Source organism: Victivallis lenta (assembly GCF_009695545.1).
GTDB classification, from domain to species: Bacteria; Verrucomicrobiota; Lentisphaeria; order Victivallales; family Victivallaceae; genus Victivallis; species Victivallis lenta.
This window is the reverse complement of record NZ_VUNS01000001.1, coordinates 114,696-130,411: the sequence shown is the minus strand read 5'-3', so window position 1 is coordinate 130,411 and position 15,716 is coordinate 114,696. Positions and strand designations below refer to the sequence as shown.

The window sequence follows — 15,716 nt, the reverse complement described above, 5'->3', positions numbered from 1 at the left end:
AGGCATTCGTCTGTGCCGCGCCGCGGTCAGTCCCGCGGCGTTGAGTCCGTTTGAATCTTTATTCCGCGTTGCCGGTTCCGGCGCTGTTCAGCGGCGGGCGGAGCGCAGGCGTTCCCGGTATTCGCGCGGGGTCGATTTCCGGTAGCGCAGGAAATGGCGGTTGAAATTCGAGAGGTTGGAGAAGCCGGAGTCGAGGGCGATCTCCATGACCGGCCGGTCGGTGTTGGCAAGGAGCTGGGCGGCGCGGCTGAGTTTGAGTTCGACCACATATTCGACGAAGCGCTTGCGGGTGGCGGAGCGGAAATAGTGGCTGAAGGCGGGCGCGGTCAGGCAAGCCCGGGCGGCGGCCTCCTCAAGCGTGACGGGCAGTTTCTGTTCAAGGCGGCGGTGGATGAAGCGCAGGACCCGGTTCAGCCGTTCGTCGGGAGTCGCGGCCGGCGCGGCGGCCGCCGAGAGCGTGAGCTTGCGGCGCGGCTCCTCCGCGAGACGGCAGAGCAGGGCCGTGAGGGCGAGAAAGCGCTCCCACCCCGAGAGTTCCGGCAGGCGGCGCAGATCCGGCGCAATGCGCCGCGCCGACTCCTCCGGAAAATGCAGCCCCGCCGACGCCGCTTCGTCGAGCATGCGCTTGAGCGGCTCGAATTCGGGCAGCGTCAGGAAGGCTCCGTCGCGGAATCCGGCGTGAAACTTGATGACCCGCGTGCGTGACCAGTCGGGGCCGGTGCTGTCTTCGCGCCGGGTCAGGTAGTGATGCGGAACCATGCCGCCGACCAGAATCAGGTCCTGCTCCCGGAACGGCTCGATGAGGTCGCCGACGAAGCGTGTGCCGAATCCCGATTCGACGAACGTCAGCTCGAATTCGGGGTGGACATGATAGACGCAGTCGAGGATCGCCCCGGACTGTATCTCGATGCTGAACGACTCCCCGGGAGCGTGCAGAACGGTCTCATAATGGAACTTCATATGAAAATAGTATCATAAACGGTTAAAAAATCAAGAGAAGAATCGGAGAAAACGGCCTATATTCCGGATAGAAGAACACCAAACCGAAAGGAAGGAATATGGCAGTAGTCTCATTGCGCGAAATGCTCGAAGACGCCCGGCGGGGCGGTTATGCGGTTCCCCTGTTCGATACGCAGAACATGGCGATGATCCGCTCCGCCGTGCAGGTGGCGGAGGAGGAGAATTCGCCGGTCATCATCGCCGGCGTCGAATTCGACTACGAGGGCGACCGGCTCGATTACTGGATGGCGCTGGCGAACCGCGCCGCGATCGGCGCGAAGGTGCCGGTCTGCATCATGCTCGACCATGCGGCGAGCCTCGAACTTTGCGTGCGCTGTGCGGATGCGGGCTTTACCGGCGTCATGATCGACGCTTCGGCGCTGCCGTTCGAGGAGAATGCGGAGCTGACCCGGCGGGTCTGCGAACAGATGCGCCGCCGCGGCGTCGGCGTCGAGGCCGAGCTCGGGCATGTCGGCGTCGCGTCGGCCGGCGGCGAAGGGGAGCTCGGCGATCATGCCGGGGCCGGAATGGTCTATACCGAGCCCGGCAGGGTCGCCGAATTCGTCGGGCGCAGCGGCTGCGACGCGCTGGCGGTGTCGATCGGTACCGCGCACGGAGTCTACGCGACCGCGCCGGAGCTCCAGATCGGGCTGCTGGATGAGATCAACCGGGTTTCTCCGGTTCCGCTCGTGCTGCACGGCGGTTCCGGGACGCCGGAGGATCAGATCCGCGCCGCGATCCGGCACGGCATTGCGAAAATCAACATCTGCTCCGAAATCATGGACGCCTGGCACCGGACCGTGGTGGCGGAACTCGGGAAGTCGCCGAATTATTCCGTTCACAACTCGGCGGTCTGCCGCCCGGCCGACGAGGCCGTGCGCGAGGTCATGCGGAACAAGATCCGGCTGTTCGGCAGCGGCAGAAGGGGGTGACGGCATGAAGCGTTCGATGATCAACCGTACGATCCGCGAGGCGATGGCGTTTTTCGCGGAGCGGAACTTCCGGCTGCCGCCTTTCGCATTCTACCGGAAGGACGACTGGGAGAAACACCTGGACGGGGCGGAGGAGATCTTCGACCTCGAACTCGGCTGGGACGTCACGGGATTCGGCAAAGGGGACTTCGAACGCTTCGGGCTGACGCTTTTCACGCTGCGGAACGGAAAGGCCGGTTCCGCGAAGTATCCGAAGCCGTATGCCGAAAAGATCATGATGGTCCGTGAAAACCAGATTACGCTGCGCCATTTCCACTGGCATAAGCGCGAGGACATCATCGTGCGCGGCGGCGGCAATCTCATCGTCGAACTGTTCCGGGCCGATCCGGAGCGCTCGGCCGAAGCCGGCGGTCCGTTCGAGATCACGGTCAATGGAATGCGGCGGCAAATGGAATCCGGCGACCGGCTTGTGCTGACTCCCGGCGAAAGCGTCTGTCTCGAGCCGGTTCACGCTCATCGCTTTTACGCCGAGCCCGGTTCCGGCACGGCGATGGTCGGCGAAGTATCGGCGGTCAACGACGACGCAAACGACAACTGCTTTCTCGACGACGCGGTCCGCTTCGACCCGATTCTGGAGGACGAAGAGCCGGAGTTCCTGCTGGCGGCCGACTGCCGGCGGCTGTACGGAGGGCGCAGCCATGCGTGACGGAATCCTCGCTGCCGGGAACTGGATCGCCGACCGGGTCAAGAGCGTCGACCGCTGGCCCGGCGAAGGGAACTTGTGCAGCATTCTCGCCGAAGAGCGCGCGCCGGGCGGCGGCCCGGCGAACATTCTCTTCGACCTTGCCGCCATGGATTCGTCGTACCCGCTGTACGCGGCCGGGAGAATCGGCGAAGACGCCGACGGCGATTTTCTGCTGGCCGAAGCCGCGAAGCGCGGCATCGACACGTCGCTGCTGCGGCGGACGCCCGGCGTCGCGACGGCCTACACGGATGTGATTTCTTCTCCGGGCAGCCGGACCTTCTTTCACGCGGCCGGGGCCGACGCTTTCCTTTGCGCGGCGGATTTCGACGGCGCCGAAGCCGAAGCGGAGTTCTTCTATCTCGGCTATCTGCTGCTGCTCCGGAGCCTCGATATGCCGGACGCCGAGTTCGGCACCGGCGCGGCCCGGCTGCTTGCCGCGATGCGAAAACGCGGCTTCCGCACCGTCGTCGACTTCGTGTCGGGCAGTCCCGACCGCTTCCGTCCGGCGGCCGAGGCGGCGTTCCCTTGGACCGATATTCTCATCATCAACGAGGTCGAGGCCGCCTGTTCGACCGGCATCGGGCTGCGGAGCGGCGACGGAACGCTTGCCGCGGAGCTGCTGCCGGAGGCGCTGAAGCGGCTGTTTTCGATGAAGATCGGCGAGCTCTGCGTCATCCACTTTCCGGAGGGGGCGGCCGCGATGACCGCCGACGGCGCGTATACGCTGACCCCCTCCTGCCGGATCGACCGGGACGAAATCGCAGGGCATAACGGCGCCGGCGACGCGTTCGCGGCCGGAGTTCTCTACGCGCTGGCGAAGCGGCTGCCGCTCGAAGAGGCGCTTCGGGTCGGTTCGGCGAGCAGCTATTTCAATCTGAAATCGCCGACCGCCTCGGGCGGCGCGGTTCCGTACTGCCGGATCGAAGAGCATTTGCAATCCGGCGAATTCAATCTATTGTAAAGGAAAAACAGGATGCGGCACAGGGCAGTACAGGAGCAGCGGAGCGATATGCAGCGGATTTTGTCTTTGAACGGAAACTGGGGGCTCACATATGCGGACGGTCCGCCGATCGCGGCCCCCTGGGAATTCACCACGCTGAATCCGGCGCCGGCGCGGCGGCTCATGACCGCCGAGGTGCCGGAGCCGGTCCACCGGACGCTTGAAAAGCACGGGCTGCTCGACGATCCGAATTTCGGCATGAACAGCCTCCGGGCGCGCTGGGTGGAGGAGTGCTACTGGATCTACCGCCGCACCTTCACGGCTCCGGCCGGGGCGCTCGGACCGGATGCGGTCGTCCATCTCGTTTTCGAGCGGCTTGAGATGCTGGCGAAGGTCTATCTGAACGGCGAGCTTGCCGGGAGCACGGCCAATGCGCTCGTGCCGCACCGCATCGATGTGACCGGGAAGCTCCGGGAGGGGGAAAACACGCTGGTCGTCGCGCTTGAGAGCGGCGTATTCGAGTATTGCGACCATCCGTCGAAGATCAGTTGCGGCGGCGAGATGGGTGACCTGACCAAGCGGGCCTGGCTCCGCAAGGCACAGCATCAGAGCGGCTGGGACTGGCAGGCGCGGCTGCAGAACGTCGGCATCCTGGGCGATGTCCGGCTCGAGTACGCGCCGGACTCCGTCGTGACGGAGCTTTCTCTCGTGTCGCTGGCGGCGGACGATCTCTCTTCCGCCCGCATCATCGTGAAAGGGGCGGCCGAGGGGAGGGCGGTGCGCGGAACGCTGAAACTCCGCATCGCCGAAACCGGCAACTCCGTCGAAGAGAGCTTCGAGCTGCCGGAAGGGCATGCGCAGTGCGCAGTCGAACTGACGCTCGACCGTCCGAAGCTCTGGTTCCCGCGCGGCGCGGGCGAGCCGTTCCGCTACACGGCCGAAATCGAATTCCTCGGCAAGCGCGTCACGCGGAAATTCGGCGTCCGCAAGGTGGCGGTCGATCAGTCGGAACATCCGGTCGAGGGGACCTATTTCATTCTCGAAATCAACAACCGGCGGATCTTCTGCAAGGGCGGCAACTTCGTACCGGCGGACCTCTATTACAGCGAGGTCGACGCGGGGCGCTGCCGCGAGCTCGTCCGGCTTGCGGCAGGCGCGAACTTCAATCTGCTCCGCATCTGGGGCGGCGGCATCTACGCGACGGAGGAGTTCTGCGACGCGTGCGACGAGGCCGGGATCATGCTCTGGCACGACTTCATTTTCGCCTGTGCCAAATATCCGGGCGAAAACGAGGCGTTCAGCCGGGCCGTGCGGAAGGAGGCGCTGACGGTTGTCCGCGCGCTGAATCATCATCCGTCGCTGGTGGTCTGGTGCGGCAACAACGAGCTTGAGCTCGGCAACCGGTCATGGCGGCAGTACTGCGACTGCGAAGTCGGCTGGAGCGACCACTACATCTTCCACCACCTGCTGGCGAAGGTCGTGCACGACGAATCGCCGCAGGTGTTCTACTGGCCGAGTTCGCCGTATTCGCCCGGCTTCAAGGAGCCGTCCGATCCGACCACCGGCGACCAGCATCCGTGGAAGGCGACGCTCGAAACGCCCGGCGGCACCGATTTCTGGACGTTCCGCTCCTATGTCGACCGTTTTCCGAACGAGGGGGGTGTTCTCGGCTGTTCGACTCCGGCGACGCTGCGGCAGTTCCTGCCGGAAAACGAGCGGGAGCTCTGGTCGTTCTCGTGGGATCACCACGACAATCCGTTCGCGCGGCTCGAGGACACCTTCGGCAGCTTCAGCCCGGAGCGGCGGCTCGGCCACGCCTACGCGACCGTCGAGCTCTGGACCGGGCTCGACCCGCGGACGCTGCCGATGGAGCGCTATGCCGTCGTTTCGGGGCTCCTGCAGGCGGAGGGGCTTGAGGAGTACATCATGAACTACCGCCGCCGCATGTTCTCGACCGCCTCGGCGATTTTCTGGATGTACAACGATTCGTGGCCGGTCACCCACGGCTGGACCATCGTCGACTGCTACCGGCGGAAGAAGCTCGCCTACTACCCCGTGAAGCGCGCCTTCGCCCCGGTCGCCGCGGCGGTCGTGAGTGAACACGGCAGCGTGAAAATCTTCGGCGTCAACGACACCTTCGAGCCGTGGAGCGGCGAACTCCGCTGCGGTGTTTTTCAGGTCTGCGGCGGAATCGCGCGGGAGCGGACCATCCCGGTCGAACTCGCCCCCGACGCCTCGACGCTGCTGGCCGAATTCCCGAAAAGCGAGTGGGAGGCGGCCGGCTCCGGGCGGAGCGGCGTTTTCGCGCAGCTTCTTTCCGGCGGCCGCCCGGCGGCGCAGCACCGGCTCTTCGAGCGCCGCTTCGGGGAGCTCGGGCTCGACCCGGATCCGGAAATCCGCATCTCCCGCGCCGGGAACCGGGCGCGATTCGAGTCCGGGCGGTACGTCTGGCGCGTCTGCCTCGACATCGACGGCGAATGCGAACTGCCGGACAACGCCTTCGACCTGATTCCCGGAGTTCCGTACGAAATTCCGTGGGACCGTGAGGAGCTGCCGGTCATCCTGACTACCGGCAACTCCTTTTTCGGAGGAGGCGTCAGGGACGCATGAAGGCGCCGCCGTTGAGGTTCACGACCTCTCCGGTCAGGAAACCGGACTTGGCGAGGTCGAAAACCGCTTCGGCCACCTCTCCGGGCGGCGCGCCGCGCCGGAGGGGAATCGTGTCGAGTTCGCGCTGCATCATCTCCGGCGTGAGCCGTTCGGTGCAGAGGTCGGTCAGGATCAATCCCGGAGCGAGCACATTCGAGGTGACGCCGTACGGCGCGCCGAGCGCCGCGAATCCGCGCGACAGCGCGTGCATGGCCGACTTTGCAGCCGCGTAGGAGAGCATGCGTTCGTTCGGCGGCTGGTAGGCCCAGATGCTTGAGATGTGCACCATGCGTCCCCAGCGTTTCGTTTTCATCTGTTCCAGGGCGAGTTTGCCGCAGAGGTAAGCGCCCTTCAGATTCACGGCCATGACGGCGTCCCACCACTCGCCGTCGCGCATGCCGGCGCTGCGTTTGTAGGGGTCGATCCGGGCGTTGTTGACGAGGATGTCGATGCTGCCGATTTCGCGGAACATCGTCTCCACGGCGGCTTCGTCGGAGATGTCGCAGCCGTAAGCCGTTCCGCCGATCGACCGGGCGACGGCTTCGGCGGCCTCGCGGCCGTGGGCATAATTCACGACGACCCGGCACCCTTCGGCCGTGAATTTCCGGCAGACCGCTTCGCCGAGTCCGCGCGAACCGCCGGTGACGAGGACGGTTTTTCCCTTGAATTCACTCATGATTTTTCTGTTCTCCTCTACCAGTCGCAGACCGCGCCGTCCGGGCGGAAGAGCCGCGGAGTTCCGGCGACGATGCGCGGATGTTTCCTCACCATCTCCATATCGAGTTCGATTCCCCAGCCCGGTCCGGACGGGAGTTCGAGATATCCCTCCTTCACCTTCAGCGGTTCCGTGATGATTTCGTTGCGCCAGTCGTCGAGGAAAAGCCGTTCCTGGATCAGGAAGTTCGGCGCGACCGCGTCGAGGTGCAGCGAGATCGCCGTGATGACCGGGCTCATCGGGCAGTGCGGCGCGACGAAACCGTCGAACGCCTCGGCCAGATGCGCGACTTTCAGCCCCTCGCCGAAGCCGTGGCAGTGCGCGAGATCCGGCTGGGCGATGCAGATCGCCCGCTTCTCGAAGAGCCGCCGGAACTCCTGGAGCCGGGTCAGACGCTCGCCCGCCGCGATCGGGATGTTCACCTTGTCGGCCACGAGCGCCATGCCCTCCTCGTCCTCGGGCTGGACCGGTTCCTCGAAGAACATCAGGTTCAGTTCCTCGAGCGCCTGCCCGACCTGGATCGCAAGACGGGAGTCGTAACGCCCGTGTCCGTCGAAGAGCAGCGGGGAGTCAGGGCCGACCGCTTCGCGGATCGTCTCGGCCGCCCGGCGGATGCGGCGCACCGTTTCGAGATCGCGGACCGGCCAGCTCGGGACGGCGAGGCTGAACTTGAAGGCCGAGTAACCGTATTCGAGCGCGGCGGCGGCCTTTTCGCGGATGATCGCGGGGTCGGTCGCTCCGCCGGTCCAGCCGTTCGCGTAGACGCGGACCCGGTCGCGCACCGCACCGCCGAGAAGTTCGCAGACCGGCTTCCCCGCGGCCTTGCCGATGAGATCCCAGCAGGCGAGCTCGACGCCGGAAACGGCCGAAGCTTTGACGACGCCCCCTTTCCAGAAGCGCTGGCGGATCAGCGTCTGCATGAGTTTGCCGACCTGCCGCGGGTCCTGGCCGATGATGAGGTCCTCAAGGTCGCGCAGGCTGCCGAGGACCGACTCGTCATGGCTTTCGAGCGTCGCCTCCCCGAGCCCGGTGAGTCCCTCGTCGGTGTGCAGGAGAATGTAGAAATAGTTGCGGTTCGACAGAAGCCCGCATCCCGGCGTCGGCGCACCGACCAGGACGGCTTCGACTTGTGTGATTTTCATGGTTGTCTGAATTTTCTGTTTGACGGTTTTTGTTTTCCGGATCGGATTTCGTAAAGCTTCTCCGCCGCCTCCCGCGCCGCCCGCACCATCTCTGGGCAGGGGCGGTCGCAGATGTCGAGGAAGCCGAAACCGATGTTTTCGTTGTCCTGACTCCGGCCGGCGGGAGACTGGTCGATCAGGCGGTAATAGTGCGTCCCGACAAGCAGCGGATTGCGCAGCGCGCCTTCCACATAGCGGAGATAGTCGCTTCCGCGCTCCGGCTGGCTCGCGCTGCCCTGAAGCCCCGGATAGGAGTGCCCGTCCGCCAGCGTGCCGAAATGGAATTCCCCGATGATGACCGGCATGTCGATATTGTCCGGCAGCCGGAAATCCTCCACGGAGTATTCGTAGATGTTGAAGCTCAGCACATCGCAGTAGCGCGCCGCGGTTTTCACGATCCGGGTGTTCGGGGTGCCGGCAAACCGGCAGCCGAGGTAAAGTTTGTCCGGAGCGAACCGTTTCACGGCGTTTCGCGCGCCTTCGAAGTAGCGTTCGACGATCGCGTCGTTGAAGGCGAGCAGGTCGCTCCGGGCGCGGTCCGGATCGGGGAGCGCTGTCGATTCCAGAAATGCGTCGTAGGAGGCGTAAGCCGTGTTCCACGCTTCGTTGAGCTTTTCGACCGGTCCGTATTTCGCCTCGAGGCGGCGGCGGAACTCCCGCTTGGCCGCCTGTCCGGCCGGACTGGCCAGCACGGCCTCCGCGAGTGCGGTTTCGTTTCCCCACGCATGTTCGTTGTCGACGAAGATGCCGAGGCACATCGGGTCGTCTGCCGCGAAGGCCCATGCGGTTCTGAGATATGTTTCGACCGCTTTTTCGAAACGCGGATCGAATACGTCCTGAAAGTGCTGCCAGATGCCGCGATGCCCCTGAATTGCCGGCGCTCCCCGGCTGTAAGCCTGGAGGACGTAAGGCAGCCTGCCCTGCCGGGCATAGCCGGCCAGCGACCAGTTGCCCATGGTGTTGATCCCCCAGCTTGCGGCCCGCTCGAACAGCCGCTCCCGGTATCGTTCCCGGAAATCCCCGCCGTATTTTTTGCGGAGGTTCCAGCCGAAGAAGTCGAATACGTCCGGCCTGGTTTTCATCCGGCGGTAAAAGTTGTCGTTGCCGGGGGCGTAATCCATTTTCCGGTAGAACTCCTTCCCGGCCGCCTCGCCGGGCAGGGGAATGCCTTCGAAATAATGTTCGCGGAATGTGACGCCGGAATACTGCACCTGCTCGAACTGGCAGATGCCGTGCGAGAAGAAGAGTTTTCCCTCCGGGTCGACGAGATACCATCTGCCGTCGTGTTTCGCCGTGCGGAAGCTTCCGGTCGCTTCGAGCGAAGGGCCGGCCGCCCAGCCGCCGAACCGGTTCCGGCCTGCCGGACGCGGGTGTGCGGAGAGATCGGCCCGTTCGCGTTTTTCCGCTTCGACGAGATCGGCTTCGGAATGGGTTTTGCCGGGCCACTCCTTATGCTTGTACTGGCCGAAACGGTCGATGGCGGGATAGAAGGCCGCCGCGCTTCCGACAGCATCCGAAACACCTGCAAACGGCTCTTCCAGCCGGATGTTCGACACTTCGAACTTCACCTCTTTTCCGGACGGGCGCGTGAAGAGCATGATGTTCGTGATCTTCTCCACATCGAGCGTGTTGCGCCCGCTCAGCCCCTCGAACGGGCTCAGGACGCCTTCGAACTTCACGTCGTCCGGCGCGATGCCGCTGCGGTAATAGCGGACTCTCAGCGTGGCGGTTTCGCCCGCGTCGAATGCGCGCCCGCCCCGGATGCAGAATTCCCTGCCGTTCGCGCCGAGGTTTTCGATCTGGCATTTGACGGCGATCTGGCGGCCGCTGAGATTTTTCACATCCATCGCGAGCACCGAGCAGCGGGACAGGTCGAAGAAGGGCGAACCGTTCTGCGGCCGCAGGTTGATTCCGGGCCACGATATGGTCTGTTCCGCCGGAATTGTGACGAGAAGCGCGCTGCCGTTTCCGGAGACGGAGGCGTTTCCGTTGACCGAAACCTTCGATGCGTCGTACCGGGCAAGGTCAAGCGGCTCCTCCGGCCTGCTTTCCGGAGCGGCAATGAGCCGGACGCCGGAAATTTCGCAGCAGCCGCGAATGTTCACGTGGCGTTTGTGAATCAGGATGCCGAATTCCGTGACCGGGAGCGTCAGCGTACCGTCGGCTCTGCCGCCCCAGAAGTGCTTCCGCGCCGGGAGAAACGGCACGATGATCTCCTGCCATTCCCCTTTCCGGCCGATGGGAAAATGATGCTGGTGAACCTGTCCGGTTTTGTCTCGGAGCCGGACCGCCACGGTGGAGGCATCGGTCTTCACCCTGAATACGAGCCGGTTCGCTTCGGGAAAGTCGAAGCGCCGGAAGGCCGCGACATAGCCGCCGCCCTTCGTGAAATCGCCGTCCAGCCGGAGAGCGCCGCCGTTTTTTTCAAGCTTGCCTGTCGCCCCCGGAAATTCCGGGCCGTTGCTGAAACGCCACTCGGCCGGAGTTGCGGAGACGCCGCGCTCCCGGGCCGCGAAACCGGAGAGGGCCACCAGACAGACGGCCGGCAGGACGGCAAGCCGTGCGAGGATGTTCTTAAAGCCTGACATAGCTCTCTTTGCTGTTCGTTGTGTAGACCGCCTCGAATTTGAGCCGGCCGGTTCGTATTTCGTTGATGCCGGTCCGTACGGCATGGCCGTCCGCGTAGAGAACGGAGCCCATGCCGCTGTGATGCAGAGACGGGAAAGCCGTCTGCTGGGACGGACCCGAGAAATCCCGGTAGCTGAACCCGAAATAGAATTGGTTCCGCTGCCCGGAGAACCCGTCGAGGGTCATCGGCAGGGCTCCCGGCTGCCGGATGCGCTTCATGGAGTAAACCAGGCGGTTCGTATACTGCGCGCCGGAGGTGATCCGGTAATAACCGGCGGAGGTTGAATAAGAGTACATGAACATGCCGAACTCTTTCGGCGGCTGGTAAAATCCGAAGCTGTAGGTGTACCCGACACCGCCTTTGGACGCATCCGAGGTATAGCGGAGGTGGGGCGACGCGGAGGGGCAGACCGCCATCTTTTCCGATAAATAGCCGGGGGAGCCCAGCAGCGCGGCCTCCTGGACGGCGGTATTGTAGGCGTTCGGCCTGGTATAAGCGTGGGTCAGCAGGTTCATCACGGTCTGGTTGCCGTAACAGGTTCCGGCGCCGTCCACATGAAACCAGTCGTTGTTTTCGTCGGAATAGAAAGCGACGGCGTTGCCGATCTGCTTCAGGTTGTTGATGCACTGAATCGCCCGCGCCCGTTCCCGGGCCTGCTGCAGTGCGGGCAGCAGCATCGAAGCCAGGATCGCGATGATCGCTATCACGACCAGCAGTTCGATCAGCGTAAAGCGGCGTTTCATTGAAATCTCCTTTCGTATCGGTTTATTTCCGGGCGTTTTCGGGGCGGGCGGGGGCCATCTTACCGGCGGACCAGCTCGTAGACGAATACCGACCCTTCCTTGCGGAACACTTCGGCTGTGAAACGGACGGTTCCGTCCGGCGATTGTTCCAGCGGCAGCTCGGCCAGCCGTTTGCCGCCGGTATTCGCCGCATACAGCCGGTAACGGGCGCCCGGTTCGGCCTTGAGGGTGATCCGGGCCTCCCCGCGCGCGGCGAGAAACGGCAGGGATCCCCACCGGGAGAGCAGTGTCATGCGCTTGTTCCCGAACCGGGTCCGGCTCGGCAGCAGGTCGGTCAGGTGCAGGAACAGCAGACGTCCGGATTTCTGCAGCGGCCGTCCGTCGGCGGACATGATCGAGAATACGCCGCGGCCGATCCGGTTTTCGACTTTCAGGAAGGCGGCTTCCCCGGCTTTTCCCGCGGGCAGGATCAGCGCTTCGCAGCCCGGCGTCTCTGCCCGGAAGGTCTCCGCCTTCGCGGAGAGCGAGATCTGGCCGGTCGAGGCGTGGAAGATGCCCCGGTCCGCGTCATGCCAGCCGGGACGGAGAAGCCCGGCCGCCGTCAGCCGCGGCAGAAGCCCCTTTTCCGCCTCCGAGGTCCGGAACACCGGGCAGCCGCCGGAATCGGACGGAAAACCGTATCCGGCGTCGAGCGCTCCCGCATAATTCCCGGAGAGTTTTCCGCCTTCCGGCACGATGACCGTGCCGACTTTCGCGATGAGCCCGAGCCGGGCGAGGTCGGACGGATATTCGGCCGCGAAGCTGAGATCCTTCCCGCCGGTCAGCGGGACGGCAAACGCGAGCGGGGCCGGAGCAAGTTCGCGGTCGAGAAAGAGCCGCAGCCCGATTCTCTGCGACAGGGCCTTGACGGCGTCGGTCGAGGAGTTGAAGAAGTTTCCGCGCGGATTGAAGCCGTCGGAGATGACGTTGTCGTCCGAGTGCGAATAGCAGAACTGAAACAATCCGTCCCACTCCTGCAGCGCGGCATAAGCGCCGGTCAGGACCGCCCCCTCGGCCCGGAACGCATTCGGCGCGGCGTAGTCGAATTCGGTGATCATCATCGGCTTGCCGAAGATGCGGCTCGGGAACATCCGTCCCGGCGCGACCGCCTCCTGCGGAATCGCCGAGGTGTTGGCCAGCGCGCTGGGCAGCTGCCACGGCGTCTCCGGGAAATTCGGGTGATCCCAGTAAAAATGGTTTTCGACGAAGTCGTACCGGTCGCGCATGACCGAAAGCAGCACCTTGGGGAGCATGTTCTGATCCGAAATCGGCACGTTGATTTCCAGCTCCTCCCGGAGGAACCGTTCCATTTCGGCATAAGCGCGCCCGTAGATATCCACGAGGAAAGCCGAAAACACCGGGTCGTTGCTGTCGGCGCTGCCGCTTGTGACGCCCCTGCGTTTTTTCCATTCCCCGAAACGTTGTTTATAGATGTCGGCCACGTACGGCGCGGCGTTCCAGGTGGAGGCGATATTGTCCTCGTTGATGAGCGAGAGGGAGATCAGCGCCGGGTCGTCCTTCAGGGCGAGACCCGTATACGGATTCACGTGCGTGAGCCAGTTTCGCGCGAACCTTTTCCAGTTCTCCATCGCCGAATCGAGTACGAATACGAGCGGCTTGAAGGTCGGCTGCCAGGCGGTTTTGTCGGGAGTTTCGGTCAGCTCCCCCCGGACGAGCATGCGGGAGACGTACAGGTCGGTCGTGATGTAGATGCCGCGTTTTTTGAAACAGGCGATCAGGTAGTCGAGCCGGTCGAGCGCCTCCGGATTGAGTTCCGTGCTCGATTCGGAGGTCTTGCGCACGAGTTCGTTGTCGTGATGGTGGATGCGGACCGCGTTGATTCCCCATGCCGCCATGCGGTCGGCCAGCCGTTCGGCCTGTTCCTTGTCGAGGTACTGGGCGGAGCGGCAGAGGTTGGTCCCGTAGAAACGGACCGGTTTGTCCGGCCGGTCGCGGAACACGAAATGCCCGTCGCGGATGACCGGCGGACCGTATTTGCCGGCCGGGGCGTCGAGCCGGGCCGAAAAATCGAGTACGGAGCCTTTCTCGATGTCGCGGGCGGAATCGATCGGCTGCCATTCCGCGCCGGCGGCGATCACGTGCGGCTGCCGTCCGAGCCGCGGCAGCGGGCCGTCTCCGACCGATGCCGCGACGATTCCCCACACCGACACGCCGGTCGACCGGAAGGTGACGGAGCGGACCGGTTTGTTTTCGATCGGGTGGCTGGAACGGTAAAGGCCGATTTCCGATTTTTTGTTTTCGCCGGTCCAGACCACTTCGCCGCTGCGCCGCGGCACCGGCCCCCACCAGTTGCCGACGTCGTAACCGGTTACCGTGACGGTCGAGGCGGTTCCGTCCGTGTAGGCGACTTCCACCGTGCCGACCGTTTTGTCGGGTGTCGGCCATGCCGTGGCGTGCAGCAGATGCAGGTAATCGCCCTGCACCGGCCGCTTCTGTCCGGCGACGGCGTCGGAGGCGAAATAGTGGCGGTACGGCCCGGCCAGCATGATGCAGCTTTTCCCGTTGTTCTGCTTCGGATCGATGATGTGGAAATCGGCGCCGTTCCAGCGCTGCCGCCCGAGGGGGAGAATCGACAGATCGTTTTCGCTGCCCTGGTCGGTCCAGCCCCCTTTGCGGTCGTCGGCGGTTTCGTCGGAGAAGCCGGCGTTTGCGGCCGCGGTGAGATCGAGCGGCGTGCTGCGGTAGCGCCCGGTTTCGATTTCAAGGTCGATCGAGGTGCGGGTGACCTCGCCGCGCGCCGGAGAGAAGTAGAGCCGGAGCGTGTAGACGTCGTGCCCGTAGGCGCGGTCGTCCTGGATCAGCACGCCGAACTTGCCGCGGAACACGAGCTTGCTGTCGGCGAGGGGGAACCGGAGTTCCGTCGCTTCCCCGCGGAACAGGGCTGCCGGTGATTTTTCACGGTATGAGGCCGGCAGCGTGATCTTCGTCTTGCCGTTGACGACAAGTTCGCGCCCGGCGAACCGGTCGACCGGCAGCGCCGCGGCCGCGAAAGCGATATCATTGAATTTCGCCGGGGAGGCGAAGGCGAATCCGGCGCGGTAACGATAAACGCCGGGTGACTTCCGCTCGAGGGTTTCCGAGAAGGTTCCGTCCGGAAACCCGGCGTGCCGGAAGCCGGCTTCGAGGGAGAAGCGCGACGCCTCCGTCTTTCGTCCGGTCACCGTGAAGGCGGGCGACTCCTGCGTGAAGTTCCGCCAGTTTCCGTCGAAACAGCGGACCGTGAAGAGGACTTCGCCGATCCGGAGCGATCCTTTGGCGGTCGGTTCCGGCATATCTGCGGCCCCCGCGGACAGCGCGAGCCATCCGGCCGCGATGACGGCCGGCAATCGGTGGAAAAAACAGCGCATGAAATGATCCTTGGTTATTTCGTGTAGAACCAGAACGGATCGTCTCCGCCCAGTTTTGGAATCGAGCGGGCGTGACGGAACTCCACATGGCCGTCGCCCATTCCGATGTTGGCGCCGCCGGAGTGCCGCCATACCGCGCCTTTCAGGATATCCATGGAGAAGTCGAAGTCTTCTCCGATCAGCCCGCAGAGTTCGCCGCGCCCGGCGAAAACGGCGGGCGACGACCAGTTGCCGGGACGGTTCAGGTCCGCGATCGCGGCGAGCCGGGACGGATTGCGGATCATGCCGATCGAGCGGTACCGGGTGTTGGAGTAGGACGCATTCGGAAAGTAGCCCCCGCTCTGCTTGCCGTCGGAGGTTTTGCCGACATGCGCATTGGCTCCGTAATGGATGCCGCCGCCGCCGCCCGCCGGTGAGAGCCGTTCGGTGGTCGAGGGGCAGCGGAACGGATTGTACGGCCGGTTGTCGGAGCCGAAGTATCCCCAGTCCGCCGCTTTGGTTCCGGACTGGTAGGCGTAGAGCATCGAAGCCCATTTGCCGGAACTGCCGCCGTTGATGCTGCCGCTCCACGGCAGAATCTGCCCCCGGTTGTCGTCGGTGTACATGGCGAGTGTGGTCAGGACCTGCTTCTGGTTGCTCGCGCAGGTGATCGTGCGGGCGCGCTCCCGGGCCTGCTGGAGCGCCGGCAGCAGCATGGAGGCCAGAATGGCGATGATCGCGATGACGATGAGAAGTTCGATCAGGGTGAAATACCGTTTCATGCGTTCTCCTTATTT

Annotated in this window: 11 protein-coding genes; 4 read left to right on the top strand and 7 right to left on the bottom strand. The window is 64.3% G+C overall.

All coding sequences use genetic code 11. The annotated features are described in order from the left end of the window. Nucleotides 1–87: 87 nt before the first annotated feature. Nucleotides 88–960 carry a helix-turn-helix domain-containing protein gene (locus FYJ85_RS00560; protein ID WP_106053090.1) on the bottom strand — a complete coding sequence of 291 codons (873 nt, stop codon included), beginning with the start codon at nucleotides 958–960 and terminating at the stop codon, nucleotides 88–90. A gap of 98 nt (nucleotides 961–1,058) precedes the next feature. On the opposite strand from FYJ85_RS00560, the gene FYJ85_RS00555 reads away from it, so the two are divergent. The 4 genes from FYJ85_RS00555 to FYJ85_RS00540 are packed head-to-tail and all read left to right on the top strand — an operon-like array spanning nucleotide 1,059 to nucleotide 6,226. Beyond that, nucleotides 1,059–1,931, top strand: a complete 873-nt coding sequence (locus FYJ85_RS00555) for a class II fructose-bisphosphate aldolase (protein ID WP_106053089.1) — start codon at nucleotides 1,059–1,061, stop codon at nucleotides 1,929–1,931. 4 nt (nucleotides 1,932–1,935) lie between these two features. Further along, on the top strand, nucleotides 1,936–2,637 hold the full coding sequence (locus FYJ85_RS00550) for a D-lyxose/D-mannose family sugar isomerase (protein WP_154416647.1): 702 nt from the start codon (nucleotides 1,936–1,938) through the stop codon (nucleotides 2,635–2,637). Continuing rightward, nucleotides 2,630–3,637, top strand: a complete 1,008-nt coding sequence (locus tag FYJ85_RS00545) for a carbohydrate kinase family protein (protein WP_154416646.1) — start codon at nucleotides 2,630–2,632, stop codon at nucleotides 3,635–3,637. The genes FYJ85_RS00550 and FYJ85_RS00545 overlap by 8 nt, the downstream gene beginning before the upstream one ends. Nucleotides 3,638–3,685: 48 nt before the next feature. After that, nucleotides 3,686–6,226, top strand: coding sequence for a beta-mannosidase (locus tag FYJ85_RS00540; protein WP_206212897.1), 2,541 nt, complete (start codon nucleotides 3,686–3,688; stop codon nucleotides 6,224–6,226). On the opposite strand, the gene FYJ85_RS00535 is transcribed toward FYJ85_RS00540, so the two are convergent. The 6 genes from FYJ85_RS00535 to FYJ85_RS24150 are packed head-to-tail and all read right to left on the bottom strand — an operon-like array spanning nucleotide 6,213 to nucleotide 15,701. Beyond that, nucleotides 6,213–6,941, bottom strand: coding sequence for an SDR family NAD(P)-dependent oxidoreductase (locus tag FYJ85_RS00535; protein ID WP_106053085.1), 729 nt, complete (start codon nucleotides 6,939–6,941; stop codon nucleotides 6,213–6,215). The two genes, FYJ85_RS00540 and FYJ85_RS00535, sit on opposite strands and share 14 nt — an antisense overlap. 17 nt (nucleotides 6,942–6,958) lie before the next feature. Further along, the gene (locus FYJ85_RS00530) at nucleotides 6,959–8,122 is read right to left on the bottom strand and encodes a mandelate racemase/muconate lactonizing enzyme family protein (protein WP_154416644.1); all 1,164 of its coding nucleotides are present in this window, start codon (nucleotides 8,120–8,122) and stop codon (nucleotides 6,959–6,961) included. After that, nucleotides 8,119–10,749 (bottom strand): beta-galactosidase, encoded by a 2,631-nt coding sequence (locus tag FYJ85_RS00525; RefSeq protein ID WP_206212896.1) that lies wholly within the window; start codon nucleotides 10,747–10,749, stop codon nucleotides 8,119–8,121. Before FYJ85_RS00525 ends, FYJ85_RS00530 begins: the two co-directional genes overlap by 4 nt. Continuing rightward, nucleotides 10,736–11,533: a DUF1559 family PulG-like putative transporter gene (locus FYJ85_RS00520; protein WP_154416642.1), complete on the bottom strand. Its 798-nt coding sequence runs from the start codon at nucleotides 11,531–11,533 to the stop codon at nucleotides 10,736–10,738. Before FYJ85_RS00520 ends, FYJ85_RS00525 begins: the two co-directional genes overlap by 14 nt. Nucleotides 11,534–11,592: 59 nt before the next feature. Beyond that, complete coding sequence (locus FYJ85_RS00515; protein WP_206212895.1) at nucleotides 11,593–14,940, bottom strand: cellulase family glycosylhydrolase; 3,348 nt, start codon at nucleotides 14,938–14,940, stop codon at nucleotides 11,593–11,595. Between the two features lie 14 nt (nucleotides 14,941–14,954). After that, nucleotides 14,955–15,701 (bottom strand): prepilin-type N-terminal cleavage/methylation domain-containing protein, encoded by a 747-nt coding sequence (locus FYJ85_RS24150; protein ID WP_106053081.1) that lies wholly within the window; start codon nucleotides 15,699–15,701, stop codon nucleotides 14,955–14,957. Between the last annotated feature and the right edge of the window lie 15 nt (nucleotides 15,702–15,716).

Bases quoted from the DNA above. Each gene is read 5' to 3' on its own strand.
- FYJ85_RS00515 (WP_206212895.1), bottom strand. From the start codon at position 14,940: ATGCGCTGTTTTTTCCACCGATTGCCGGCCGTCATCGCGGCCGGATGG.
- FYJ85_RS00560 (WP_106053090.1), bottom strand. From the start codon at position 960: ATGAAGTTCCATTATGAGACCGTTCTGCACGCTCCCGGGGAGTCGTTC.
- FYJ85_RS00545 (WP_154416646.1), top strand. From the start codon at position 2,630: ATGCGTGACGGAATCCTCGCTGCCGGGAACTGGATCGCCGACCGGGTC.
- FYJ85_RS24150 (WP_106053081.1), bottom strand. From the start codon at position 15,701: ATGAAACGGTATTTCACCCTGATCGAACTTCTCATCGTCATCGCGATC.
- FYJ85_RS00540 (WP_206212897.1), top strand. From the start codon at position 3,686: ATGCAGCGGATTTTGTCTTTGAACGGAAACTGGGGGCTCACATATGCG.
- FYJ85_RS00555 (WP_106053089.1), top strand. From the start codon at position 1,059: ATGGCAGTAGTCTCATTGCGCGAAATGCTCGAAGACGCCCGGCGGGGC.
- FYJ85_RS00530 (WP_154416644.1), bottom strand. From the start codon at position 8,122: ATGAAAATCACACAAGTCGAAGCCGTCCTGGTCGGTGCGCCGACGCCG.
- FYJ85_RS00535 (WP_106053085.1), bottom strand. From the start codon at position 6,941: ATGAGTGAATTCAAGGGAAAAACCGTCCTCGTCACCGGCGGTTCGCGC.
- FYJ85_RS00550 (WP_154416647.1), top strand. From the start codon at position 1,936: ATGAAGCGTTCGATGATCAACCGTACGATCCGCGAGGCGATGGCGTTT.
- FYJ85_RS00525 (WP_206212896.1), bottom strand. From the start codon at position 10,749: ATGTCAGGCTTTAAGAACATCCTCGCACGGCTTGCCGTCCTGCCGGCC.
- FYJ85_RS00520 (WP_154416642.1), bottom strand. From the start codon at position 11,533: ATGAAACGCCGCTTTACGCTGATCGAACTGCTGGTCGTGATAGCGATC.